This window comes from Streptomyces sp. NPDC005576 (genome assembly GCF_042871745.1).
Lineage (GTDB): Bacteria > Actinomycetota > Actinomycetes > Streptomycetales > Streptomycetaceae > Streptomyces.
The window spans coordinates 54,294-79,523 of sequence record NZ_JBIAJC010000009.1 but is presented as its reverse complement, the minus strand read 5'-3'; the positions used below and the strand labels follow the sequence as shown (position 1 = coordinate 79,523).

The 25,230-nt window shown below is 71.0% G+C and carries 20 protein-coding genes; 8 read left to right on the top strand and 12 right to left on the bottom strand.

Features of this window, described 5'->3' with window-relative positions:
* Nucleotides 1-56: 56 nt before the first annotated feature.
* The 3 genes from eccD to ACFYPN_RS17520 all read right to left on the bottom strand — a co-directional run bounded on the left by eccD (nt 57) and on the right by ACFYPN_RS17520 (nt 4,207).
* Nucleotides 57-1,397, bottom strand: coding sequence for a type VII secretion integral membrane protein EccD (eccD, locus tag ACFYPN_RS17530; protein WP_389299429.1), 1,341 nt, complete (start codon nt 1,395-1,397; stop codon nt 57-59).
* A gap of 97 nt (nt 1,398-1,494) precedes the next feature.
* Nucleotides 1,495-1,764, bottom strand: a complete 270-nt coding sequence (locus ACFYPN_RS17525; protein WP_389299117.1) for a hypothetical protein — start codon at nt 1,762-1,764, stop codon at nt 1,495-1,497.
* Between the two features lie 496 nt (nt 1,765-2,260).
* Complete coding sequence (locus tag ACFYPN_RS17520) at nt 2,261-4,207, bottom strand: Ig-like domain repeat protein (protein WP_358761383.1); 1,947 nt, start codon at nt 4,205-4,207, stop codon at nt 2,261-2,263.
* A gap of 442 nt (nt 4,208-4,649) precedes the next feature.
* Here ACFYPN_RS17520 and ACFYPN_RS17515 point away from each other — a divergent pair, with 442 nt between their 5' ends.
* Both ACFYPN_RS17515 and ACFYPN_RS17510 read left to right on the top strand, forming a co-directional pair.
* Nucleotides 4,650-4,979: an NIPSNAP family protein gene (locus ACFYPN_RS17515; RefSeq protein ID WP_358761384.1), complete on the top strand. Its 330-nt coding sequence runs from the start codon at nt 4,650-4,652 to the stop codon at nt 4,977-4,979.
* A 542-nt stretch (nt 4,980-5,521) separates the two neighbouring features.
* Nucleotides 5,522-6,370: a PIG-L family deacetylase gene (locus ACFYPN_RS17510; RefSeq protein ID WP_389299114.1), complete on the top strand. Its 849-nt coding sequence runs from the start codon at nt 5,522-5,524 to the stop codon at nt 6,368-6,370.
* 73 nt (nt 6,371-6,443) lie between these two features.
* Here ACFYPN_RS17510 and ACFYPN_RS17505 read toward each other — a convergent pair whose 3' ends face one another.
* From ACFYPN_RS17505 to ACFYPN_RS17475, 7 genes are all read right to left on the bottom strand, one after another.
* A complete protein-coding gene (locus tag ACFYPN_RS17505; protein WP_389299427.1) occupies nt 6,444-7,658 on the bottom strand; it encodes a VWA-like domain-containing protein in 1,215 nt (404 codons plus the stop codon).
* Between the two features lie 161 nt (nt 7,659-7,819).
* Nucleotides 7,820-9,130 carry an AAA family ATPase gene (locus tag ACFYPN_RS17500; RefSeq protein WP_389299111.1) on the bottom strand — a complete coding sequence of 437 codons (1,311 nt, stop codon included), beginning with the start codon at nt 9,128-9,130 and terminating at the stop codon, nt 7,820-7,822.
* 285 nt (nt 9,131-9,415) lie between these two features.
* A complete protein-coding gene (locus ACFYPN_RS17495; RefSeq protein WP_389299108.1) occupies nt 9,416-11,020 on the bottom strand; it encodes a hypothetical protein in 1,605 nt (534 codons plus the stop codon).
* Between the two features lie 252 nt (nt 11,021-11,272).
* Nucleotides 11,273-11,872 (bottom strand): hypothetical protein, encoded by a 600-nt coding sequence (locus ACFYPN_RS17490; RefSeq protein ID WP_389299105.1) that lies wholly within the window; start codon nt 11,870-11,872, stop codon nt 11,273-11,275.
* Nucleotides 11,873-12,199: 327 nt separating this feature from the next.
* Nucleotides 12,200-12,961, bottom strand: a complete 762-nt coding sequence (locus tag ACFYPN_RS17485; RefSeq protein ID WP_389299102.1) for a polysaccharide deacetylase family protein — start codon at nt 12,959-12,961, stop codon at nt 12,200-12,202.
* A gap of 271 nt (nt 12,962-13,232) precedes the next feature.
* Complete coding sequence (locus ACFYPN_RS17480) at nt 13,233-13,625, bottom strand: hypothetical protein (RefSeq protein ID WP_358761390.1); 393 nt, start codon at nt 13,623-13,625, stop codon at nt 13,233-13,235.
* 274 nt (nt 13,626-13,899) lie between these two features.
* Nucleotides 13,900-16,056, bottom strand: a complete 2,157-nt coding sequence (locus tag ACFYPN_RS17475) for a glycosyl hydrolase family 28-related protein (RefSeq protein WP_389299099.1) — start codon at nt 16,054-16,056, stop codon at nt 13,900-13,902.
* A 320-nt stretch (nt 16,057-16,376) separates the two neighbouring features.
* Between ACFYPN_RS17475 and ACFYPN_RS17470 the strand changes: the two genes are divergently transcribed.
* The 5 genes from ACFYPN_RS17470 (at nt 16,377) to ACFYPN_RS17450 (ending at nt 22,143) form a co-directional block, all read left to right on the top strand.
* Nucleotides 16,377-17,210 (top strand): siderophore-interacting protein, encoded by an 834-nt coding sequence (locus ACFYPN_RS17470; RefSeq protein WP_389299096.1) that lies wholly within the window; start codon nt 16,377-16,379, stop codon nt 17,208-17,210.
* 357 nt (nt 17,211-17,567) lie between these two features.
* Nucleotides 17,568-18,794, top strand: coding sequence for a right-handed parallel beta-helix repeat-containing protein (locus tag ACFYPN_RS17465; protein WP_389299094.1), 1,227 nt, complete (start codon nt 17,568-17,570; stop codon nt 18,792-18,794).
* Between the two features lie 228 nt (nt 18,795-19,022).
* Nucleotides 19,023-20,153, top strand: coding sequence for an NADH:flavin oxidoreductase (locus ACFYPN_RS17460; protein ID WP_358761445.1), 1,131 nt, complete (start codon nt 19,023-19,025; stop codon nt 20,151-20,153).
* Nucleotides 20,154-20,476: 323 nt separating this feature from the next.
* Entirely contained in the window at nt 20,477-21,808 is a 1,332-nt protein-coding gene (locus tag ACFYPN_RS17455) for an ammonium transporter (RefSeq protein WP_389299091.1), read from the top strand.
* Nucleotides 21,805-22,143 carry a P-II family nitrogen regulator gene (locus ACFYPN_RS17450; protein WP_358761395.1) on the top strand — a complete coding sequence of 113 codons (339 nt, stop codon included), beginning with the start codon at nt 21,805-21,807 and terminating at the stop codon, nt 22,141-22,143. The genes ACFYPN_RS17455 and ACFYPN_RS17450 overlap by 4 nt, the downstream gene beginning before the upstream one ends.
* Nucleotides 22,144-22,218: 75 nt before the next feature.
* Here the strand turns inward: ACFYPN_RS17450 and ACFYPN_RS17445 are convergent, their stop codons facing one another.
* Both ACFYPN_RS17445 and ACFYPN_RS17440 read right to left on the bottom strand, forming a co-directional pair.
* Entirely contained in the window at nt 22,219-23,130 is a 912-nt protein-coding gene (locus ACFYPN_RS17445) for a class II fructose-bisphosphate aldolase (protein WP_358761396.1), read from the bottom strand.
* Between the two features lie 109 nt (nt 23,131-23,239).
* Nucleotides 23,240-24,124 carry a sugar isomerase gene (locus ACFYPN_RS17440; RefSeq protein ID WP_358761397.1) on the bottom strand — a complete coding sequence of 295 codons (885 nt, stop codon included), beginning with the start codon at nt 24,122-24,124 and terminating at the stop codon, nt 23,240-23,242.
* A gap of 284 nt (nt 24,125-24,408) precedes the next feature.
* Here ACFYPN_RS17440 and ACFYPN_RS17435 point away from each other — a divergent pair, with 284 nt between their 5' ends.
* The gene (locus tag ACFYPN_RS17435) at nt 24,409-25,209 is read left to right on the top strand and encodes a DeoR/GlpR family DNA-binding transcription regulator (RefSeq protein WP_358761398.1); all 801 of its coding nucleotides are present in this window, start codon (nt 24,409-24,411) and stop codon (nt 25,207-25,209) included.
* Nucleotides 25,210-25,230 lie beyond the last annotated feature (21 nt).

Below are 25,230 nucleotides of genomic sequence, written 5' to 3'. Positions count from 1 at the left end.
GCCGCTGCCCTCTTCTTCCGATTTACTGCCCCGCGCGGAGCGCCTGCGCGTACACCTCAGAATTTGTCGAGCAACTGCCCGTAGATGCCGAACACTCCGACGGCCAGAGGAAACAGGCCCACCACGCCGACGGACTCGACGAGGTCGGCCGTGCGCTGCAGCCGTACTCGCACATGGTCCGGTGGCTGCACCGCGAGTCCGAGCAGCGGCAACAGCGCTGCCACGCACAACACGGCGAGGGCTCCAGCCCCGCCGCCGTGTCCGATCCACACCACCACGAGGCGTACCAGGAGCAACCCTGCCGCGGCGATCAACGCCACGACCTCCGCGATCAGCGGAAAGGCCCGCGACCTTGACAGAAGAACCATAACGACGAGCGTCGGTAGCGCCACGGTCCATGCGCTCGGTTCGCCGGCCAGCGTGAGCAACCAGCCGCCCGCCGCGGCGGAGACGGCCGTCGCGATCGTGGCGAGGGCGAGTCCCCGGTGTGTGGCGGCAAGCGCGTTGCCCACTTGGTGCCGGCTCACGGATATGCCGCCGGAGCGCCGGTCGTCGAGTGCTGTCAGCCCCGAAAACATCAGCGCGAGGCGAGGCAGCAGGCCGAGCAAGACGATGGAGAACACGGCCATGACGGCACCGAGCCGGGACGGGTCGTCCTGAAGGGAGGCGACCGCCTCCCACACGGCGGTGATGGTGGCGATGGCGGCGGCACCCACGAATCCGCCACGACCAAGAGGGGAGAACCAGCCGAGCATGACAAGGGTCAGCACGAGCGCGGCCGCAACTGCGGCCAGCCGTGCGATCCCCTCCCACTGGTAAGCATCGGCGGCCGTCCACGCCGTGAGGATGCCGAGTCCTCCCGAGGCGAAGAGGAGAGCCGTAGCCAGGCCCTGGTTTCCTTTCCCCACGCGGGCGCCCAAGGCGCCGGCGGCGAGCAGGAGGACGGTGACAACGAGCAGGGCGCCGGCCAGAGCGTCAGGTGCGAACTCGCGGCGGGCGAACAGTGCGGCGATCACCGCGAAGGCGACGGTCGCCGCCCCTGCGGTAGTTCTGCGGGCGGCAGGCCGCCAGCGCCAGGCCTGAAGGTCAAGATCGTCGGCCACCAGGTCGACAACGTCGTGAACAACGGGTGCGGGCGGCGCAGAGTGGGTCCTGACCAGCCGCAGGACCGCGCCGTCGGGGACGCCGACGTCGGCCAGCGTGCTGTCCTGCGGAAGCGCCGAGCCGCCCGACGTCACCAACTGGCGTGTCATGGGGCGGGAGGCGGCACGGTCGTCGAGCAATTGCAGGATGTCCGGCAGCAGTTGCCCTATGGGTATGTCCGAGGGAAGGACCACGTCAGCCCGGCGCCGCTCGCCGATCAGGGTCACCCGGGACAGCTGCGCTCGGGAAGTCAATGCTGTACTCACCACTTGCAGGAACCTATCATTGCGCCGGCGCGACCCTTCAGCGTCAAGATTTCTACGAATAAGTCGGCTTGGGCGATTTCATCGCCTACGGCTGCGCATACGGCTGCACAAGCCCCTGTTGCTGCTTCTCTTGTTGCTGTTCGGCCTTCTGTTTCGCCAGCGTGGCCTGGATGAAGGACCATCCGACGCACCCCGCGCAAAGGACGGCCGCGATTGCGATCCCCGCAAACACTTTGCCGAGCCGTTCGTCCGCAGTACGTCGCGCCCGCCCCGCCCCGAAAAGCAATGCGTCGCGCATTCTGCGACGGCGTACCGCCACCGACTCCAGCAGTTGGTTGTCGTAGTCCCGTGCCATGTGTCGTCCGCCGCCCTCCCCCAATGGTTCGCCTGTGCAACATAGAACATCCGTCGGGTTCGGGGACACCCCGGAGGCTCCGCGCTTCGCGGTTCGGGTGACGTGGGAGAGGGGGCGGGCGACCAGTTTCGGCCAGCTCTACGCAGGGGCCCGTCCGATTTCCAGTTTTGCCTTCTCCCGCTCCGTGACCACTGCGAACAGGAACAGGGGCTGTGAGGGCGGCCCGGCCGTTGATGGCCGGCATCGACGATGGGACCGACGACCGCTGGAGTGCCTGCGCGCAACTCCTACGAGGCGCTGAGGGGCTGCAACCGCTGCAACCCGGTACGCCGGACTGCCGGCCGCCATGCCCAGCTCGGGTGTCGATGACATGGTGAAGCCCCTCGGCGACCGGGCACGCCCCCGTCACCGTGCAGCGAACCTCGAAGGGCCCCACCGCGAGCGGTGAAGCCCTTCACAAGGCATCGGATCCGTGGAGTGAACCGGACGGAACGGCTCAGTTGGAGAAGTACAGGTACTTCCAGGAGCCGTACGTCGTGGAGTTCACGGTGTCGCCGGACGACCCATTGACGTACACCGACCGCATTCGCGCCTTGATCCCGGACTTCCCCGGCGCCCCCAGGCGTACGGCCGACTTTCCACTCGTGCCGAGCGGGAAGTACTCCGAGTCGGCGGAATGCCACTTTCCGCCCGAGTAGACCTGAAGGTCGAAACGTTGCTTACGCCCCTTGTAGTAGGACATGGTCGTCGTGAGCAGCGGAGCGGTGGTCCTGTGGAACCAGTAGTACGACGTCGAGCCGATCTTGGCCGTCCTGTAGTGCTTGGAGACGGCGGTGGAAACCTTGACCCGGGCGTATGCCGTGGACTTCACCGTCCTGGGCGCGATGCGGGTGTCCCCCTTGAAGACCGCGGTGACTTCCGTGTCCCGCGTCATGTCCACCGTCGCGGAGATGTTGCCGCTGGAGTTGACCGTCCCGGTCTTCAGCAGCTTGTTGGGCTTGTCGCCGCCGTAAGGGTTCGCCCAGATCTCGACCGTGCGGTTCTTGTACGTCGAGCCGAGGTGCGCGGTGAAGGAGACATCGGCGCCGTAGTTGTAGACGCTGCCGTTCTTGTTCAGGGTCAGCGTCGTGTTCGTGTGCGGAACCGTGACCTTGTCGGACGCGCTGACCGCCATGTGCGCGGCGTCGCCCGCGTAGGCGACCTTGTACGTGACCGTGCCGCCGGCCTGCGGCGTGTCCGTGAAGGTGTACGAACCGTCTGCCTTCGGTGTCACGGCGGGCAGCGCCTTGCCCTGGGGGCTCTCCAGGTCGGTGCGGGTGACCTGGAGTTTGACGCCGCTCGGCAGCGGCACCGTCGCCGACAGCTTCCCGGTCACGGTGAGCTGTTTGCCGCGCGTGACGGTCGACGGTGCGTTCACCGTCAGGCTCGGGACGTTCAGCGTGGGATCGGTGAGCGCCTTGAGGGTGTAGCCGCCGGGCGAGGTCACGAGCGCGAAGATCCGGGAGGCGTCCGGGGCCCAGGCGAGGGCGGAGGTGTCGGCGGCGTATGTGCGGATCGGCTTGGTCTGGCCGGGCCGGTAGACCGACACGTTCGCGTCGCTGATCTGGGCGATCAGACCGTTCGGAGCGATGTCCGCGTGCTGTCCGGCCGGGTAAGCGCCGGCTGCGGTGAACTTCCCGTCCGCGTATCCGTGCCGGTCCGTGCCGTCGACCAGTACCTGCGGGGTACCGGGCACGAGGTCGATGTCGCTGACGTAGTTGAGCGAGTAGTCGCCGTTGTGCCAGGCGGTCACCTGGGGCGTGGCGCCGGAGACGTCGAGGACGGCCATCAGGTCCTTGGTCATGTCGAAGAAGTCGGTCGCGCCGACGGCCAGCAGTCCGGGTGCGGACGGGTCGGAGTCGAGGAACGGCCCGCCCCCGACTCCGGAGTCCCGGGAGAGCTGTCCGAGCGTCACCGGATTCGTCCCGCCGGCCGGGTCCACCGCCGGGTCGACCGAGCCCAGGTTGCCGTGGCCGTCCAACTGGCCTTCATAGGTGAACCAGGCTTTGCCCCCCGTGAATTCGACGTACAGCGGGCCGATGCTGGTGGCCACGGGGTACCGGGCCTTGATGTCGAGGGTGGCGGCGTCGAGGGCCACGATCTCGTGGCTGACCCGCGCCGCCGCGTAGAGGGTGGTGCCGTCGTCGGAGAGAGCCAGGTCGAAGATCCCGTCGATGCCGCTCACCGAGTCGACCACCTTGCCGCTGTAGTCGGCGGCGATGATCCTGTCATTGGTGTCGTCGCCGACGAAGACCCGTCGTCCGACACCGTCGACGACGATGCCCGCGGGCGAGCCGATCGTCGCGGTGACCGCCGACGCGGGACCGGCCGCGGTGACACTCAGTACCATCGAGCTGAAGAGGACCGCGAGCGCTGTCGCCGTCGAGATGCTGCGCGTACGCACAGTGTTTTCCCCCACGAGATGACCGGTGAACGACCGGGAGCTGATAGCGCCGCGCAGCACCCGGTCGTGACCGCGGAGCGCGGTGACGCGCGGGGCGCGGCTGCTATCCGGCAGCGTATGACATGAAAGTGACAAACAAGGGGGGAGTTTCTCGCGCGGAGACGTGGATCACCCGACGGAGTCGGGCGAGGGCGGCCGGAGCGGTCACCGCGGCGAGTGCCTGATCCAGCGCGGTGCACCTCTCCCACCCTCGGCACGGCGGCGGCATCGATGCGAACCGGGGCCACGAGCCTGGCAGGCGGGAAGCAGCGCGCCAAGAACGCGGACGCCGGGTGCGCGAACGCAGGGAGACCGCTGTCCTGGACCCGGAGGACGACGGTCCTGCCCGGCCACCGGGCTCGGCCCGTACCGGTGCCCCTCCGTGAGGCGGCATCATGCAGGCATGGTCACCATTCATCTGAAGTACTGGATCGACGCCGACAAGCTGGAGAGTTTCGAGGAGTACGGACGTCGTTGGGTCCGGCTCGTCAACCGGTTCGGTGGGACGCACCACGGCTACTTCTTGCCGAGCGAGGGCGACAGCGACATCGCCTACGCCCTGTTCTCCTTCCCTAGTCTGGCCCTGTACGAGCAGTACCGCACGGACAGCTTCTCCGACCCGGAGTGCCAGGAGACGCTCGCGCTGGCTCGTGAGACCCGCTGCATCAAGCGCTACGAGCGCCGTTTCCTGAAGCCGTTGGACGACCTGGCCCCGGTGGGCGGCGAGAAGTAGGCGACGCGTCGCACGGAAACGACGCAACAGACGGCGCAGAACCGGACGCGGCGTCTCCCAGGGGGCCGGCAGGGGCAACAGGGGCAACAGGGGCAAAAGGCCATCACTGACCGTCCGGTCCGGCCCCTTTCGTCCGCGTCGGGAGACGCCCGGGTCGGACGCCGAGCGGAAGGGCTCCGAGCTTCGGTGCCGGGGTGTCGCCGTCGGCTTTGCCGCTCCCGTTGCCGTTCCCACCGCACCTCGCACGTCGCACGTCGTGCGGGCGGAGTCGGTCCGGTGGGCGCGTCGCTACGTCGTTCGCACGGACATACCGGCGCCCGCCGCCCACGAGACCGGCAGTCGGGCAGTCGGGCAGTCGGGCCGGGAACAGGTGGACCGGCCGACACGGTTGCACCGGGGGGAAGGCCGACTCCGTTCGGGCTGGGTTCACGGAGCCGGGGCCCTCCGGGGCGTGTGCTCTGCCAGGATTCGGCCCCCCGGGATCGCGGGGCGTCGGCCGCCCATTCGGACCACCACGTAGTTCTGCAGGAGGACTGTTTCTCATGAACGACCGCCCCTTGACGCTCATGGCAGTGCACGCCCACCCCGACGACGAGGCCACCAGCACCGGAGGTGTCCTCGCGCGGTACGCGGCGGAGGGAATCCGCACCGTTCTCGTGACGTGTACCGACGGCGGTTGCGGTGACGGACCGGGAGGCGTCAAGCCGGGCGACCCCGGGCACGATCCGGCGGCCGTCGCCTCGATGCGCCGCCAGGAGCTCGAAGCGAGCTGCGAGGTTCTCAAGATCAGCGATCTGGAGATGCTGGACTACGCCGACTCCGGGATGGTCGGGTGGCCGAGCAACGACGCCCCCGGATCCTTCTGGCAGACCCCGGTGTCGGAGAGCGCCGCCCGGCTTGCGGATCTCATGCGGCAGTACCGACCCGATGTGGTCGTCACGTACGACGAGAACGGCTTCTACGGTCACCCCGACCACATCCAGGCCAACCGCATCACCATGGCGGCGCTGGAGATGATCGCGCAGGACCCGACGGCGCTGACACCGAAGGTGTACTGGACGACCATGCCCCGCTCGATGATGCAGCGGTTCGGGGAGACCATGCGCGAGTTCCAGGAGGACATGCCGGAGCCCGATCCCGCCGAGGCCGCCGCGCTGGCCGACATCGGTCTCCCCGACGACGAGATCACCACGTGGGTGGACGCCACGGCGTTCAGCGACCAGAAGTTCGACTCACTGGCCGCGCACGCCAGCCAGGGCGAGAACATCTTCTTCCTCAAGATGGGCAAGGAGCGGTTCGCCGACTTCATGGGCGTGGAGACCTTCGTGCGGGTCAAGGACACCACCGGCGCGGCCCTGCCGGAGAACGACCTCTTCGCCGGACTGCGCTGACTCCCCCACCCAGCATCTGCCCTGCCCCGCATCGCCCCGGCCCCGCCCCAATGAGGGGCCCCGGCCCCGGCTCTCAGCCGATGGTGACGACGCGGGCCCACGGCGGCGGTTGGTCCGGGACGTAGTCGGCGGTCTCCTCGTCCATGGAACGGGCAGGGCCGGCGAACCGCGGGAAGAGGCCGACGACGGTGCGGCAGGGCGGCGGGGCGGAGGGCCACGGGGTCTGCCCGTCCGTCAGGGCGACGATCACGTCCGGGCGGGGCCGGGAGCGGAGCGCGCGGGCGAAACCGGAGCGCAGGTCCGTCCCCCCGCCGCCCACCAGCTCGATCTTCTCGGCGCGGCAGAGCGGAACGGCGACCCCGGCCGCCGCGTCGCAGCTGATCACCGAGACCGCGTCGCGCCGGCCGCCCACCGCCCGCGCGATCGCCGCCACCTCCAGCAGGGCGCTGCCCAGTTCGGCATCGCTCACCGACCCGGACGTGTCGATCACCACGCAGACCCGGGGCGGCATGCGGCGCAGGCTCGGGAGCAGCACCCCGGGAAGGGCTGCCGAGCGCCGGGAGGGACGCCGGTAGCTGTGGTCCTCGCCCGGCCCCGGCGCGCCCGCGGCGGAACGGACTGCGGCGCCCAGCAACCGCCGCCAGGGCTGGGGCGGGTGGAAGGCGTCGTCGGCCCAGCGGCGCCACCCCTCCGGGGCATTTCCCGGTCGGCCCTTGATCCCTTCGGCGACCCGGAAGCGGATCGCGTCGCGTTGGTGGTTGCTCAGCTTGCGGGCTCCGTCGGCGCCGAGCTCCCAGGGCCGGTCGTGGCCGTCCGCACCGCTGCCGCAGTCGAGCCAGGCCAGGTCCGCGGCGAGGCCGGACATCGACGACTGGCGCAGGTACTCCTCCATGAGCAGCCCGTGGGAGAGGCGCAGCAGCGACGGCAGTACCGCTCCGGTGGGCATCGGCAGGCCGTCGCCGTAGATGTCGTCGTTGATTTCGAAGTCGGCGGCGATGTTCCGCCGCAGCCGCTCGCCGGGGCCGTACTTCTCGTGTTCGCGCGCGTACCGCTCGGACCGCCCGTGGTGGTCCCGGAGCAGGTGGGAGACCTCGTGCACCCAGACTCCGGCCAGCTCCTCCAGCGGGGTACGTGCCACGAAGCCGGGTGAGACGTAGCAGCGCCAGTACGCGTCCACCGCCATCGTCGGCACCGACCGGTCCTCCACCACGTGCAGCGCGAAGAGCGCCGCGGCGAGGTACGGACGGACCTTCACGGCGTGCAGCCGTGCGGCCATCAGCTTCTCCATGTCCAGCTCCAGCGCGGGGCCGGCCTCGCCGTACGGGGTTCCCGCGCCGGCCGGTGGTACCGGCAGGGTGGCCCGTACCGGACGCGGGGGCGCGGGGCGGGCCATGGGGCGTGGCAGCGGGCGTGGCCGCGGGCTTGCCGGCGGGGGCTTGGCGCGGCCCGTCATCGGCGTACCCCCGTCGCGCGCCGGGCGCCGGCTGCCGCCGTGACGCGTTCCACCGACCGGTCGGCCCGCTGGGAGAGGCCGATCACCGCGGCCAGCCGTTCCACAGCCGGCGGGACCTCCCAGTCGTCGCGCCGCAGCGACGCCAGCACCGTGGCCGGGGCGACCAGCAGGTCCGGGGCGCCGGTCTCCAGCGCCCGGACCAGCACGGCCCAGCCCGCCTCCCACCTCGCCCGCTCGGGCCGCGCCCCGACGGCGGCCACCACCCCCTCCAGGGCGGCCTGGCGCAGATCGCCGCGTTCCGGCAGGTCGGCGGAGGCCGGGTCGGCGAGCAGCGACTCCGGGTCGGGCAGGTCCATCCGGTCCAGATGGGCGAGGAGTTCGAGGCCCGGTCCGTCGCCGACCGCACCCCGCACCAGCAGGGCCAGCACCTCGCGGGAGACCGAGGCCGCGGTGCCGAAGGCGAGCAGGGTCAGCGCCGCTTCCCAGCTCCGGGGTGAGGGCCAGGCGCCGCCCCGCCGGGTCTCCGTGCTGGGCAACCGGTGGATCAGCGTGGGCCGGGCATCCAGGAATCCGCAGACCGCGTGCCGGGCGAAGGTGACTGCCTCCGCGAGCCGTTCGGGCTCCAGCCGGGGCAGCTCCGCCCGGGGCCAGACCCCGCCGAGCCCGCGCACCACCACTTCCCGGTCGTGCACCCAGTACAGGTGCACGAACCGGTTGGCCAGGGGCGGGCTCAACTCCCACCCGTCCGCCGCCGACGCGCGCGGGTTGGCAGCGGCCACGATCCTTACGTCCGGCGGCAGTTGCAGCGCCCCGACCCTCCGTTCGAGGACGACCCGGAGCAGTGCGGCCTGGACGGCCGGTGTGGCGGTGGAGAGTTCGTCGAGGAAGAGCAGTCCCCGCCCGGCCCGTACAAGTTCCACGGCCCACTGCGGCGGCGCCATCGGCACCCCCTGGACCGCCGGGTCATCGCCGACGATCGGCAGCCCGGAGAAGTCGGTCGGTTCGTGGACGCTGGCGATGACGGTGGTCAGCGGCAGGTCGAGGGAGGTGGCGAGCTGCGTCAGTGCCGCCGTCTTGCCGATGCCGGGCTCGCCCCAGAGCAGTACGGGCAGGTCGGCCGCGACGGCCAGGGTGAGGGCTTCGAGTTGCTCGTCGGGGCGGGGTTCGGTGGTGGTCGTGCGCAGCAGGGTCAGCAGGTCGCCGGCGACGGCGAGCCGGGAGCCGGTGGGGGAGCAGGCGCCGACGCGCGGGGGTACGGGAGCGCCGGGGTTCGTGGTCGGGGCGGGGAGCAGGGTACGGGAGGTCATGGGCATCACCTTGGGTTGCGGGGAGGGCCGGAGAAGGGGCCGTGAAGGGGAGGACGACGCAGCGGGGGACGCTCCTGGACCGGATGGCCCGGGGCATGGGGCAGATGGCACGCGGCTTGGGGCAGATGGCGCGGGGCATGGGGCGCGGGGCATGGGCACGGGCCAGGGGGCATGCGGCAGGGGCGGGGCGGTGGGGCGCGGAGTGGCGGGCGTGGCGTACGGCGCGTGTGCCGGGTGTGCCACGTGTGACGGGGAGTGCGCGGCGCGGGCGCGGGTTCGGGCGGGTCAGCGGACACCGGGGAAGAGGCCGGTACGGGGCCGGGTCCGGCTCCTCCGCTTCACGCTGATCGCGAAGGGTGTGCGGCGGTCGGGCCGGGGGCGGTGACCCGCCTCCGGATGCCGTGGGTCCTCGGCCTGGCCCCCCGCCGCCCCACCCGCACCGGGGTGCGTGGCGACCAGTCCTGCCCGGAAGAGCCCGTGATCGACACGGCGGGCCGCGGCCGACTCCAGTTCGTCCCGGAGCGGCCCGTCGCGCAGGACCGCGCCGGGCCCGAGGAGCCCCTCGACCACGGCCAGGGCCCCGACGACATCGCCATGGCCCAACCGTTCCCGGACCGCGGGCAGCGCGTCCGGGGCACGGTGCACCTCGTCGATGGCACGCAGACAGGGCAGGGCCGGCCCGCCCAGTGCCACCAGCAGCTCTTCCCGCCGCAGTTGGGCCGGGTCGTGATCGATCGCCACCAGCCTCCCGCCCCGCAGAGCGATCCGGTGGACCTCCCCGCGGCACTCCACCCGGTGCGGATCACCGGGCGAGGAGGCGAGACCCTGACCCCTCGCCCCCGAGCCGGACGGAGCCGTACAGCCCGACAGGGAGGCAGAACCGGTCGTCGTCACCGGGCCGTACGCCGCCAACGCGGCCGTGACGAGCGGATGCAGGCGATCGACCTCGATCAACCCGGCCCGCAGCAGCTCCAGGTCCGGAAGGGCCCGGGCCGCTGCTTCCGGCAGCACCGGAAGCGCCGCGACCTCCTGTCGCGCCGGCTTCTCCCGCAGCGGCCGGAACGTGGGGACATGGCTGTCGTCGGGGGCGACGAGTTCGAACACGGCGTGATTCCGCGTACCGAGCCGCACGGTGAAAGCACCGTGCGGACGGTTCTCGGCCCGCAACAGCAACTGCGCCTCGGCAGCCCAACGCGCCACTTCCCACGTCGAGTTACTGCCAAGCGTGCCCTCGTGCGGGTATGGCGCGTCCAGCCGGGTGGATACGGAAGACCCGTGGGGCGGCACCACTGACGATGACGGCCCGGCCGCGCCGCAGCGCCACGCCAGGTCACCGCTCCGCCCGGCGTCCCACAGATGCCGGTGCAGATCGAGCCGGAAACGCCGGTCCGGATGCGGATGCGGGTGTGGGTGCGGGTGCGGAGGGACGATCGGGTGGGGAGACCCGTGCCCTGTGGCGCTGTTCTCGGACTCCTCCCACAGGGCCAGCGAGATCCTCTGCCCGGCGTCCGCCCAAGCCGGCGGCGTTCGCGCCACCAGATGCAAGGGTGTGGAGGCTCCTGGACGCCCGTACCGGGCGAGGGAGAGGGTGAGGCCGGCGCGGAGTCGTCCGTCGGGAGCGGTCCGGGGCATGTGCCAGCGGAGCAGATCCGGAGCCAGGCGGCGCAGATCTGCTCGAAGGTGGGTGAGGAATTCGGTGCCGTGGCGTTCACGCACGGCGCGCAGATCGAGATCGACGTCGACCCGGGCGGCGGCGCATGCCCCGGCCCAGTCGCCGACCGCGCGTCGCGCGGTCGCGGTCTCGATCATGGACGGTGGCACGGCGTACTCGCGCACGCGCTGCCACATCAAGAGGTGGGAAGGAATCTCGAACGCGAAGCGGTGTGCCATCAGGCATCACCTTGCGCGAACGATTCCCCCGATCCGTACGAGGCGAAGTTCTTCATCCCGGGGATCATAGGCAGGGACATGAGGATCTGTCAGTCCCCTTTTGCGAAGCGCGGTCACCTGGCCCCGCCGCGACGGGACGCGAAGCGCGAGGCGGGGTGCGGACCCGGAGAGAGTCGTGCGCTTGCGGGCACGACCCCCTCGGCGGTCACCCCGGAGCCGGCGCCGGAGGCGGCTCCGGGGCCGGTCCTCAGGTCAGATCGTCGGCGTGTCGTCGACGATCTCCTGGTGCGGTTCGACGACGAACTTCCAGCCCTCACTGGGCTCCAGGAACCGCACGCGGGTCGGGTAGATGTCCAGAGCGCGGCGGTCGCGGTTCTGGCCGTTCGCGTTCTTCCGTGCCCGGGCCGGCTCCTCGTACAGGTCGACCTTGACGTCCGGCACCGCTACGGTTTCCTCGCTCCAGCGCTGGACCACTCCCGCGCCGAACGCCTCCCGGGCGGCGGCGTAGAGCGAATCCAGGGATTCCTTGCTCCCCTGGGGAACGAAGAGAGCGAGGTTGAGGAGAACACCGGCGCTCTGTAGGACCTCGATGACCTCCCCCTCCTTGTCGGCGACCCAGATCCCAGCCTCTTCGGTGTTCTCGGGGAGGACGTGGACTTCCTCACCGAATACCGTCCGCGCGACGAAGGAACCTCCCTCGAAGCTTTTGCCCGGCGCCGTGAGGAAAGCCGGGGCGTAGCTGTCGAGAGAAAGGCCTTCCACTCCTGCCGCGACAAAGATGGCGTCCTGGGGCCCCAGGGCCGTGATCTCCTCGGCCGTAAGACGTCGAGCAGTGACCTTCTCGGTGTTCACGCCATTCCCCTTTTGATCGTGCCGTCCTGCGAATTCATGAGAATTCTATCACGGAGACAGTCAACTTACTTTCACAAAAGGGGACTTCACGCCGCACACGACACCGGCCGGTTTGTTCTTCAGGACGACTTCGATCAATGGTCGATCAATGGTGATGACCGACGTGAGCCAGGATCCCGGGCAGGTACCACCGGGCCCTGATCAAATGGCCGCTTCCCCGATTCGGTATCCCGATTCGGTATCCCGATTCGGTATCCCGGCCCGGTATCCCCGGCCCGGTATCCCCGGTCGAACGTGGAAAGCACCCGGCGACCGCCGCTCCTCCGTTCACCGCACCGGGAAGCCGAAGGAGTACCCCTGCTCCTTCAGCCAAGGCAGCACCTCGCGCAGGGCGTCGAGGGTCTGGGCGCGGTCGCCGCCCGCGTCGTGGAAGAGGACGGTCGGCCCGCTGCTGATCTCGCTCTTGACGGTCGCGACGATGGCGTCCACACCGGGGTGCTCGAAGTCCTTGGTGTCGACGTTCCAGCCCAGCGGACGCATCCCCCGGGAGGCAGCCAGTTGCCGGCTGTACGGGGTGAAGGCACCACCGGGGGCCCGGTAGTACATCGGCCGGACGCCTCCGGACGCCTCGGTGATCATGCGTTCGGCGTCCAGGATCTGCTGGGACTGGTAGGCCTCGGACTTCTTGTCCATGGTGGTGTCGTGCGAGACCGTGTGGTCGCACAGCCGGTGGCCGTCCGCCACGACCGCCTTGACCAGGTCCGGGTACGCCTTCGCCTGCGTGCCCACCATGCAGAACGTCGCCTTCACGCCGTTCTCCTTGAGGAGTTGCAGCACCTTCGGCGTCCAGACCGGGTCCGGTCCGTCGTCGATGGTGATGTTGACACCCCGGGCGCCCTGATCCGAGGCGTGCACGATGCCCACCGCCACGGGGTGGATGGCCGGTGCCGAGGCGTGGGCCTGCGGCTGTCGCTCCTCGGTGGTGTCGGCCTGGGCGGTCCACATCGACATGGCGAGGGCTCCCGCCGTGACGCCGAGTGCCGCGGCGAGAAGCTTGCCGTGCCAGCCCCTTCCCTTGTGCTTCGCCATGTCCGCCCGCCCCTTTTGCCGTGTCCACCGGTGCCGTCTCCGATGCCGTGCGCCCATCAAGTCACGCGCACACCCGGACGAGATAGGCCGGTTACCGACCGAGGACAAAGCTGCAGGTGGCCGGCGACAAACGAAGGGATTCCGCGACAGGAAACGGGCCGGGCCCCCGTCTGTCACCGGCGCACGGGAAAGGCCCAGGTCGACGACCTGGGCCTTTCCCGACGTCGGCCCCCTCGTCTCGGGGGCGACGGTTCTCCTCGTGCTCCGCCCGCTACTTCAGGGCGTGGGCCGCGGCCTGGGCGAGGGTGCTCGCCGCTTCGGAACGCGCCGCCTTGGTCGACTTCTTGTCCGCCAGCACCTTGGCGGCAGCGGTGAGCACCTTCTTGCCGGGCCTGCGGGCCGACGCGGCGGGAGTCTGGGAGAGGGCACTGGCCGCGGCCCGCTTCTCGGACTTCGCCGCCTTCTTTGCGCGTACGGTCTTGCCGGCGGCCGAGGCGGAACCGGACGTGGTCTTCTTGGCGCCGGCCGACGCCTTGCCGGAGGTCTGTGACAGGGCGCTCGCGGCGGCCGTCCTGCTGCTCTTCGACTTGCCACCCTTGGCGGCCCGTCCCGCCGCCGAGGCCGCCTTGGGGTGCGTGGTGCCGGATGCCTTCGTCTTCGCCATGACACTCTCCATGCCTCTGTCGGAATCTGTCGTCCCCTTCGCGTACCCGAACTCCCGCGGAAGGAACGGAGGGAGGCGAGATCCAAGGGGTTGCTGTCCCGGGGCCGGTTCCGGCGGAGCCGGACCGGACGTGTCGGGCCGTCAAGGATCACCCCGCTCCGGTCGCCCCGCGCCGGTCACCGCACGTCGTTCACCGCACGTCGCTCACCGCAGGTCGCTCGCCCCAGGTCGCTCGCCCCAGGTCGCTCACCGCACGTCGCTCGCCCCAGGTCGCTCACCAGGCCGACGGAGCCGGGGGTGCGACGACCGGCGGGCGGTCGTCGCAGGTGAGGGTGTTCGGGAGTTGCCAGGCGCCGAACCACGGCCCGGTGGTGCCGCCGCCGTCGTTGCCGCCGAGGTCGTCGAGGGCGAACTCCGAACCGGTGGCGGGGAAGTTGAAGGAACCGCAGTTGTTGATGCCGACCGCGCCGACGTTGCGGGCGTCCACGTTCTCGAAGGACGCCGAACCGGCGGCGCGGGCACTGACCACGGAGGTGCCGGTGCCGTCGACCCGTACGTCCTTGAAGTGCACGTCACTGATCCGGTACGTGTCCTTCACCGGCCAGTCGGCGACCAGCATGATGGCGTTGTAGGTGCTGTCGAGATAGCTGTCGCCGGTGACCCTGATGCCCGCGTCGATGTTCCCCTCCAGGGCGTAGAACCAGAGGGCTCCGAGCCCGATGTTCCAGTTCAGCTCGTACGTGCCCGCGCGCACGGTGGTGTTGCCGGTGATCCTGAGGTACCCGGTGAACGGCTCCGCGCCGAAGCGGGAGCCCACGTGCAGGGCGCTGCCCTCGCGTACGGGGTCGGCGACCAGGTTGTGGGAGACGGTGGTGTCCGTACCGCCGTAGATCGCGATGCCGTTGGCGAGAACCGGGGACTGCACGGTGTTCCGGTCGACGGTGTTGCGGGCGTCGCCGCTCTTCTCCGACCACAGGGCGAGGGCGTCGTCACCGGAGTTGCGCACGAAGTTGTTCCGTACGACCGAATCGATCACGCCGGTATGGAAGTTGAGGCCGTCGGCGATCTGGTCGGTGATGAAGTTGCCGGTGATCTCCAGGCGGGACATGGGGCCGTCGAACCACATGCCGACCTTGGTGTGGTGGACGTAGAGCCCTTCGATCACGGAGTCGCTGAGCGCCCCGCCGACACCGTTGACCTGGTCGGTGTCGATGCGCTCGCGCACGTCGCCCTCGATGGCGAAGCCCGAGAGGCGGACGTGGTGGCTGCCGCCGACGGACGCGTCCTTGCCGTAGAAGCCGACCCCGGTGTGCACGGAGCCGTCGTCGGCCGGTGCGTCCAGGGCCACTTGGCGCCCCTTGATGGTCGTGTACCAGCTTCCGGCGCCCTCGATCGCGATGTCGTCCACGACGATGTGCCGGTTGACCTGGTACGTACCCGGCGGGATGTAGACGGTGAGGTGTGCGCGCCGGGCGAAGCCGATGGCGCGGTCGATCGCGGCCGCCGAGTCCCTCCGGCCGGTCGGGTCGGCTCCAAAGGCGAGCACGTTCGCCGCGAGCGCCAGGACCCGGGGCGGCGCCACCAGCTGCGAGTCGAAGACGTCGACGGTCGTCGGCACTGCCCCGGCGCGCGCGGGTACGGACAGCCGGACGGTGTCGCCCGCCCGGTAGGTCCGGCCCAGTGCGAGGCGCTGCTCGTCGTAGAAGTGGCTGGGCCGGAACGGCTTGTCGATCACCGGCGCCGGGGTGGTGGCGGCGGGTACGCAACCGCACTCGGTGATCCACCAATCGTCGTGCAGCAGACCGGCGTTCGGGTCGTTGGAGAACGGATACTGGTTGTACAGCCAGGAGTACTGGGACGTCAGCGTGAGCGTCTTCCTCGTCGTCGGAGGACCCGCCGGACGCCCTCGGCCGGTCGCGGTCGCCGTCACGTCGAGCGGCGCGGTGATGCCGCCGCCGTTCGGCGCGTCCGGGACGCTGTACCGCACGGTGATCGCGTTGGCGGCGCTCGGCAGGGTGAACTCGACGTACTGGCCCGGCTCCAGGGTCACCGCTCGCCGCCCGGACGCCTCGCTCGGGAGGGTGTATGCGCGCCGGTCGGGCCCGATGACCGTCCCGTCGGTGACGGCGTTCTCCGCCTCCTGCTCGACGAAGCCGAGGTCGGCACCCGCCCCCTCGACCAGCGCCGGGTCGAGCCCGGCCCGGGTCACCACGGGCGCCACCGCGCCGCCGGGACCTGCCGGGGTCGTGCCGGACCGGGTCGTACCCGGCTGGGCCGCGCTCGTACGGGTGGCGGCGGCCGTGTCCGCGTGGGCTGCCGTACCGCCGCCGAGCCCGATGCAGATCCCCGCTGCGGCGACGACGGCCGCGAGGGTCCTCCGCCCCGCCGTCCCCGGACCGCTCCCCTTGCTGCTCCGTGCCAACCGTGCCATCCCCAGCTCGATTCTCGTGTCGGGCGCGAACCGCCCTGGACGTTCGAGGCGGAGCGGGCGTCGTGAGGTGAGGCGACAGTAAGGACCCCGCACCGGCGACCACAAGGCTCGTGCGAGAGGTTTCCCCTCCGTTCTCGCCAAACAAGCGGACCTCTATGGGTTTTTTGCAGCAGCTCGGTCGTTCATTGCAGGCCCCAGATCGCAGGCCGCAGATCCCAGGTCGCAGATCGAGGGAGGGGCGTCGGCGCGGGCGGCGCCGACACGACGGAACGAGCCGCCCACCCTGTTGACGGCGAGTTAAGTTAGGCTAACCTTCCTTCGTGGCGAAAACTCCCCGGCTCATGCCGACGCACCCCGTCCTCTTCCGCGGTGAAGTGGTGCGCAGCGCGCACCTCTCCCCGTCGGTGCGGCGGGTGACGATCACCGGTGCCAACCTCGGGGATTTCCCCTGGCTGGGATACGACCACTGGTTCCGCCTCTTCCTGCGCCGGCCGCACCAGGCGGAGTTCGTCATGCCGGAGCTCGCCGGCGCGAAGCGCTGGTGGGACCCGTACTTCGCCCTCCCCGAGGACGTACGGCCGCACTGCGCGAACTACACGGTCGCCGGATTCCGCCCCGGGGTGGCCGAGATGGACATCGACTTCGTGGTGCACTCCGGCCCCGAGGGCGAGCCCGAGGGCAGGGCGGCGATCTGGGCGTGCGCGGCCCGCCCCGGCGAACCGGTCGCACTGCTGGACCAGGGGCGCCTCTTCGACCGCCCGGACGGCGCCACCGAGGTGCTGGTGGTCGCCGACGAGAGCGGCCTGCCGTCCACCGCCGGCATCCTGCGCTCGCTCCCGCGCGACACCGTGGGACGGGTCATCCAGGAGGTCCCGCTCGCCGGGGACCGTCGACCGCTCGACGCACCGGCCGGCGTCTCCGTCACCTGGGTCGTCCGTGACGACCCCTCGGCCGTGCCCGGCGCTGCCGCGCTGGAGGAACTCCTCCGCCACGACACCGTGGACGCGGGCGGATACGCCCTCGTCGTCGGCGAATCCACCCTCGCCACCGAAGGTCGCCGCCACCTCGTCCGCGCGGGCCTCGCGAAGGACCGGATCACCTTCTCGGGTTTCTGGAAGAGCGAGAGGGCGGAGCGGGTCGCGCGCGTCGCCTGAGCGCCGGGCCTCGCGCCGCCCGAACAGGGAACACCACGTCGCCCGAGGGCTGATCCCGACGGAGCCGTTCACGGCCGTCCAGCTGTTCACATTCATAGACAGTAATCATGTACGCGTCTATTGACGTGTACATGGCACCCACTTACTGTCCGAAGGAAGCGATAACTCCGCTTGGAGCGACTCCCGGCCGCGTGGTCCGTTCACGGACTCGAACCCACGCTGCCACACGGTGGCTCCGACCGAAAGGACCTGTGGAAAGGGACCCGCACGCAAGCTGAACCGGTTCCTCCCAGTTCCTCCCCCCACGGCCCTTGCCGCGCCCCAGAGCGGCGGGCCGGTCAGTCCGGAGACGAAACCATGCAATGGAAGCCCCTGATCGCAAGCGTCGGCGTGCTCGCCGGGACAGTGGTCGTACTGTCCGGCACCTCCGCACAAGGCGCCTCCTTCCCCACGGCCTTACCGATCCCCGCAGGAGCGAGCGGCACCGTCACCCTCGCGGCCGGCGCGCTCTACGTGGCACCGGGCGGTACTGCCGGGGCGGCGGGCACCCAGTCGGCCCCCACGACCCTGACCTCGGCCATCTCCCGCGTGGCCCCCGGCGGGACCATCTATCTGCGCGGCGGGACCTACGCGTCCGCCCAGACGATCACCATCCCGGCGGGCAACAACGGCACGTCGAGCGCCCGCACCACGCTCGCCGCCTATCCGGGCGAGTCCCCGGTGCTGAACTTCTCCGCGCAGACCGAGGACTCCACCAACCGGGGCCTCGCGCTGAACGCCTCGTACTGGCACGTCAACGGCATCACGGTCGAGCACGCGGGTGACAACGGCATCTTCGTCGGCGGCAGCCACAACGTCATCGAACGCACGGTGACGCGCTTCAACCGCGACTCGGGGCTCCAGCTGTCGCGCATCGCCTCCGACACCCCCAAGGCCCAGTGGCCGTCCGACAACCTGATCCTGAGCGCGGAATCGCACGACAACGCCGATTCCGACGGAGAGGACGCCGACGGCTTCGCGGCCAAGCTGACCGTCGGCACCGGGAACGTCTTCCGGTACGACGTCTCCCACAACAACATCGACGACGGCTGGGACCTCTTCACCAAGACCGACACCGGCCCCATCGGTCCGGTGACCATCGAGGACTCGCTCTCGTACGGCAACGGCACCCTCAGCAACGGCACCGTGAACTCCAACGGCGACCGGAACGGGTACAAGCTCGGCGGCGACGGCATCTCCGTCAACCACGTCGTCCGGCGCGACATCGCGTACGACAACGGCCACCACGGCTTCACCTACAACAGGAATCTCGGCACGATCGCGCTCTCCAACAACGTCGGCATCGACAACGCCGAGCGCAACTTCTCCTTCGACGGAGGCACCTCGGTGTTCCGCAGCAACACCTCGTGCCGCAGCGGCGACGGGTCGAACGACAAGACCGTGGGTGACGCGGACGCCTCGAACCAGTTCTGGTCGGGTACGAACGGCTCCCGGTGCTCCGCGTACAGCGGCGCCCTGGGCTGGTCCTTCGCCTCGGACGGCAGCCTGGTGGTGACGTTCGGCGGCAAACGGGTCACGCCGTAACCGAGGCGTACCGAACCCGCCCGTACCGGACCCCGCCCGCCCGCCCCCGCAGGACAGCGTGGGCGGGCGGGCTCGGTAGGGGCAGGAGACCTTGGCCACAGCGGCGCCGGACCGGGGAAGCCGCAGCGGGGGCCGTGCGTTGGGGACGGGAGGATCCGACCAGCCGAGGAACAGGACACCGACGTGACCGATGTGACCCATGCGACCGATGTGGCCGATGTGGCCGATGTGACCGACACGAACACCACCGCAGCTGCCCGGCGCGCGACGGAGGCCCTCTCGCGTCCGTTCTCGGTGCGCGGGCTGACCACCCGCAACCGGATAGCCATGGCGCCCATGACGCGCGAGTTCTCCCCCGGCGGCGTTCCCGGCCAGGACGTGGCGGAGTACTACGCCCGGCGGGCCGCCGGCGGGGTGGGTCTCCTCATCACCGAGGGCACCTACATCGATCATGCCTCCGCCGGGACCAGCGACCGGGTGCCGCGCTTCCACGGCGAGGACGCGTTCGCCGGCTGGGCCGGTGTCGTCGACGCCGTCCACCGCGAGGGCGGCACGATCATTCCCCAGCTGTGGCACGTGGGCGTGACCCGCGCCGAAGGCGCCCCGCCGGTCGCCGACGCGGAGCCGGTCGGCCCGTCCGGGCTGTCGCTCACGGGCGAGCCCAAGGGGCGTGCCATGACGCAGCAGGATCTCGACGACGTGGTCGCGGCCTTCGCCGACGCCGCCGCGGCGGCCGAGCGGCTCGGCTTCGACGGTGTCGAACTGCACGGGGCCCACGGCTACCTCATCGACCAGTTCCTCTGGTCGGGCAGCAACCGGCGGACGGACGCCTACGGCGGTGACCTCGCGGCGCGTACCCGCTTCGCGGCGGAGATCGTGGCGGCCTGCCGAGCGGCCGTGTCCGACTCCTTCCCCCTCTTCTTCCGCCTGTCGCAGTGGAAGATGGGCGCCTACGACGCGAAGGTCGCGGAGTCGCCCGAGGAGCTGGACGCCCTGATCACGCCGCTCGCCGAGGCCGGCGTCGACGTCTTCCACGCGTCCACCCGCCGCTACTGGCTGCCGGAGTTCGAGGGTTTTGACCTGAACCTCGCCGGCTGGGTGAAGAAGATCAGCGGCCGACCGACGATCACCGTCGGCTCGGTCGGCCTGGACGGCGAGTTCTTCCAGGCGTTCCAGGGCCAGGGCTCGCCGGTCACCGGTATCGAGCAGCTGCTGGAGCGGATCGAGCGCGACGAGTTCGACCTGGTGGCCGTCGGCCGCGCGCTGATCGCCGACCCCGAGTGGGCGGCGAAGACGCTGGCGGGGCGGACGCAGGACATCGCGCCGTTCGAGGCGGAGATGCTGAAGTCGCTGCGCTGACGAACCGCGCAGACGAACCGCATTGACGGACAGCGCTGACGGACAGCGCTGACGGAGACCGTCGAACGGGAGGGGGCGGGGTGCGCGGCCGGGTGAGCCGGTCGGGCCCCGCCCCTCGTCGTCCTCGTCGTCGTCCGGGCAGGAGTCGGGCAGGAGCCGGGCGTCGGGCAGGAGCCGGGCGCGAGTCCGCCACCGGGCGTTGTTCGTTCGGTCACCCTCGGGCAATGAAATGTGCCGGAAACCCGCGCGTGCTCCGTACGTAACGCGCGCCCGCGACCCTCTCCTTCGCCGGACCCCACGCCGCCCCGAGGAGGGACCCCCCTGTGACCCCCGCTCCCCTTGCCGCGGCAGGACTCGACACCGGCGACACCGCCTGGATGCTCGCCGCCACCGCGCTCGTCCTGCTGATGACTCCGGGGCTCGCCCTGTTCTACGGCGGCATGGTCCGCGCCAAGAGCGTCCTCAACATGCTGATGATGAGCTTCGTGGCGATCGCTCTGGTCACCGTCGTGTGGCTGGTCGCCGGCTACTCGCTCGTCTTCGGCGACGACTCCTTCGCGGGACTCATCGGCAACGCCGACCACCTGGGTCTCGCGGACATCGGTCCCGGCGCCCTGACCGGCGGCATCCCCACCCTGCTCTTCGGCACCTTCCACCTCACCTTCGCGATCCTCGCGGCGTCGCTGATCAGCGGGGCGGTCGCGGACCGCATGCGGTTCGCGGCGTGGGTGGCGTTCGTACCGGTCTGGGCCCTCCTCGTATACGTTCCGGTCGCCCACTGGGTCTGGGGGCCGGGCGGGTGGATCACGCGGTCCCTCGGCGCGCTGGACTTCGCCGGTGGGCTCGTGGTGGAGATCGCCTGCGGGGCCTCGGGCCTGGCCCTCGCGCTGGTACTGGGGCCGCGCATCGGCTTCAAGAAGGAGGCCATGCGGCCGCACAACCTGCCGATGGTGATGCTCGGTGCCGGTCTCCTCTGGTTCGGGTGGCTGGGCTTCAATGGCGGTTCGGCCCTGCACGCGGACGGCCTGGCGGCGGCCTCGGTCCTCAACACCCTGATCGCGGGGTCCACCGGTCTGCTCGGCTGGGTCTTCGTCGAGCAGAAGCGTGACGGTCACCCGACCACCTTCGGCGCGGCGTCGGGGGCGGTAGCCGGGCTGGTGGCGATCACGCCCGCGTGCGGCACGGTCGGAGTGCTGGGGGGCGCGGGAATCGGCCTGGCGGCGGGCGTGGTGTGTTCGTACGCGGTGGCCTGGAAGTTCCGGTTCGACTTCGACGACTCCCTGGACGTGGTGGGCGTCCACTTCGTCGGGGGCATCGTCGGCACCCTGCTCATCGGGCTCTTCGCCACGTCCACGATGACCGGAGGCCCGCAGGGTCTGTTCTACGGCGGGGGGCCGGCCCTGCTCCTGAAGCAGGCGGTGGCGGCGCTGGTGGTGGCCGCGTACACCTTCCTGGTGACGTACGGGATCGGCAGGGCGATCGACCGTCTGATGGGGCTGCGCGCCTCCAGCGACGACGAACTCACCGGCCTGGACCGGACGGTGCACGCGGAGAGCGCCTACGATCACGGCGTCCAGGGGGCCGCCTCACCGCAGGTGCACCACTCGGCCGCTCTCTCCACTCCTCACCACAAGGACAGGATGCCGCCCTCATGAAGCTCATCACCGCGGTCGTGAAGCCGCACCGCCTCGACGAGGTGAAGACCGTGCTCCAGGAGCTCGGTGTGCGCGGCCTGACCGTCACCGAGGCCAGCGGTTACGGACGTCAGCGCGGCCACACCGAGGTGTACCGGGGCGCCGAGTACCGCGTGGACCTGGTGCCCAAGATCCGCATCGAGGTCGTGGTGGAGGACGCCGACGCGGACGCGGTCATCGACGGGATCGTGCGCGCGGCCCGGACCGGCAAGGTCGGCGACGGCAAGGTGTGGGCGGTCCCGGTCGAGACCGTCGTACGCGTCCGCACCGGCGAACGGGGCCCGGACGCACTGTGACCCCGCCGCCGGCCGTCACCCCGCCGCGCCGGCTCGGCGCGGCGGGATCAGCGCGGCGGGATCAGCGCGGCGGGATCAGCGCGCGGGGGCCTGCGCGACGACCGGGGCCACACCACCTTCGAGGGCGCTGTCGGACGCGCCGTCGAGGACGCCGATGAAGGCCGCGACCGTGCGGCTCATCGCCGTGCGCCCGCGACCGAGATAGCCGCGCGGGTCCACGGCCCCGGGGTCGTCGGCGAGGTGGGCCCGCACGGCGGTGGTCATCGCGGTGTTCAGGGCCGTACCGATGTTGATCTTCGAAATGCCGCCGGTGACGGCCCGCCGCAACTCCGCGTCGGGTACGCCCGAGGAGCCGTGGAGCACCAGCGGGAGGTCCAGCGCCCCGCTCAGCCGTCCCAGCAGTCCGTGGTCGAGGCGTGCCGTGCGGGCGGTCATGGCGTGGGAGCTGCCGACCGCCACCGCGAGGGCGTCGACACCGGTGGCCGCCACGTACGCACGCGCCTCGTCCGGGTCCGTCCGTGCGCCCGGGGCGTGGGCGCCCAGCGGCTCCTCGCCGTCCTTTCCCCCCACCCGGCCGAGTTCCGCCTCCACCCACAGCCCGTGCCGGTGGGCCCAGAGCACGGCGGAGCGGGTGGCGGCCACGTTCTCCTCGTACGGCAGCCGGGAGGCGTCGAACATCACCGAGCCGAACCCGCAGTCGGCGGCCTGGTGGAGCAGCGAGGTGCTGTGTACGTGGTCGAGATGGAGCGCCACGCCCACCCCCGCCTGCCCGGCCGCCTCGGCCGCGGCGCGGGCCAGTGGTCCCGGACGGCCGTGGTGGAACTTCACCGCGTTCTCGCTGATCTGGAGGATGACCGGCGATCCCGCCCGCTCGGCGCCCTCGATGATCGCCTCGGCGTGTTCCAGGGTGATGACGTTGAAGGCCGCGACGGCTCGGTGCTCGGCGGCTGCGGTGGCGACCAGGTCGCCGGTGGCTGCGAGGGGCATGTACGTGTCTCCATGACGTCGGAGGCGGGGAGTACGGCGGGAGCGGCGGTACACAGCGGTGCGCGGCGGCAGCGGCGGTACACGGCCGGCACGGCGGAGGGGAGTCGCGTCAGGCTTCCTGGAGGACCACCGAGCGCGTCAGGTGACGCGGCCGGTCCGGGTCGAGGCCCGCGGCGACCGCGCGGGCGACGGCGAGCCGCTGGACGCGGATCAGGTCGGCCAGCGGGTCCAGGCCGCTCTCCACCCACTGCGCGCCCGTGGCGCGCAGCTGCTCGGGGAGACCGGCGGGGGCGGGGCCGAACATCCAGGTCGCCGTGGTCTCCGTGGCGATGCTGATCGGACCGTGGCGGTACTCCATGGCCGGGTAGGACTCGGTCCAGGCCAGTGCGGCTTCCTTCATCTTCAGCGCGGCCTCGTTGGCGAGGCCCACCGTCCAGCCGCGGCCGAGGAAGGAGAGCTGGGTGGCGTCGACCAGGCCCTCGGGCAGCGGTTCGGCGAGGGCGGTCCCGGCGTCGGTCACCACGGCGTCGGTGTGCAGCCCCAGATGCGCGCGGAACAGGGTGAGCGCGGTGGTGGCGAACCGTGTCTGCACGACGGACTGCTCGTCGGCGAAGGCGAGTTCGACGATGTCGTCGGCGACCGCCCGCACCTCGGCGCTGGGCACGGCCGTGACCACGACGGTACGGGTGGTGCCGTGCAGCCGACCGAGCAGTTCCAGTACCTCGGTGGTGGTGCCGGACCGGGTGAGTGCCACGACCCGGTCGTAGCGGCGCCCGGAGGGGAACTCCGAGGCGGCGAAGGCGTCGGACTCGCCGAGTCCGTTGCTCTCGCGCAGCGCCGTGTAGGCCTGCGCCATGTAGTAGGAGGTGCCGCACCCCACGACGGCGATGCGTTCACCGTGGGCGGGGAGGGCCTCGGCCCGCGCGGACGCCAGTTCGGCGGCGCGGCGCCAGCAGGCGGGCTGACTGGCGATCTCGGCTTCGACGAAGGTCATGGAGTGCGCTCCTGAATGGGGGGCGGGCTGCGGGAGTGGCGACTGCACCGACGAGGCACGTGCCGAGAGCCATGACGCCATCCCGAAGCGATTGTGCTCGTTCCTGCACGCTAGCGGCTCCGATCGAACATTTTCAAGCATGCAGACCCTCACTTCGCTCACCGTTCGAACATTCCGACCACTCGTGTCAGGCTTGGGACTGTCGGGACAGCCCGTGGAGCCGGCCCGGACCCCCGCACGCCCCTTACACCCCCGCACGCCCCACACATCCGAGGAGAGCGCCTGTGTCCAGGGACGCCCGGTGGAACGCCCTGCTGGAACTGCTCGCCGCGCACGGCCGGGTGGACGTGGAGGAGGCGGCGACGACGCTGGAGGTGTCGGCCGCGACCATCCGCCGGGATCTGGACCAGCTCGCCGAGCAGCAGATGCTGACCCGGACCCGGGGCGGCGCGGTCGCGCACGGGGTCTCGTACGAGCTGCCCCTGCGGTACAAGACGGCGCGCCACGCCTCGGAGAAGCAGCGCATCGGCCGCGCCGTGGCCGCGCTGGTGCCGGTCGGCGGGGTCGTGGGCCTGACCGGCGGCACGACGGTCACCGAGGTGGCGCGCGGACTCTCGGTCCGTACGGACATCGGCGGCGACGGAGCGGCCGGCGGCAACGCCCCGCCCGCGCTGACCGTGGTGACGAACGCCCTGAACATCGCGAACGAGCTGGTGATCCGGCCGCAGATCAAGATCGTGGTGACCGGCGGGGTCGCCCGCCCCCAGTCGTACGAGCTGACGGGACCGCTGGCACGCGGGGTGCTGGAGGAGATCACGCTCGACGTCGCCGTCCTGGGCGTCAACGCGATCGACGTACGGGACGGGGCATACGTCCACCACGAGGGCGAGGCGGCCGTCAACCGGCTGCTGGCGGAGCGGGCTCAGCGCGTGGTCGTCGCGGCCGACTCCTCGAAGATCGGCCGTCGGGCCTTCGCGCGGGTCTGCGAACTCCCCCGCATCGACGTGCTGGTGACCGACACCGCGATCGGCGACGCGGACGCGGACGCGTTCCGCGAGGCGGGCGTGACCGTCATCGCCGTCTGAACCGGCGGCTGCCCCATCCCA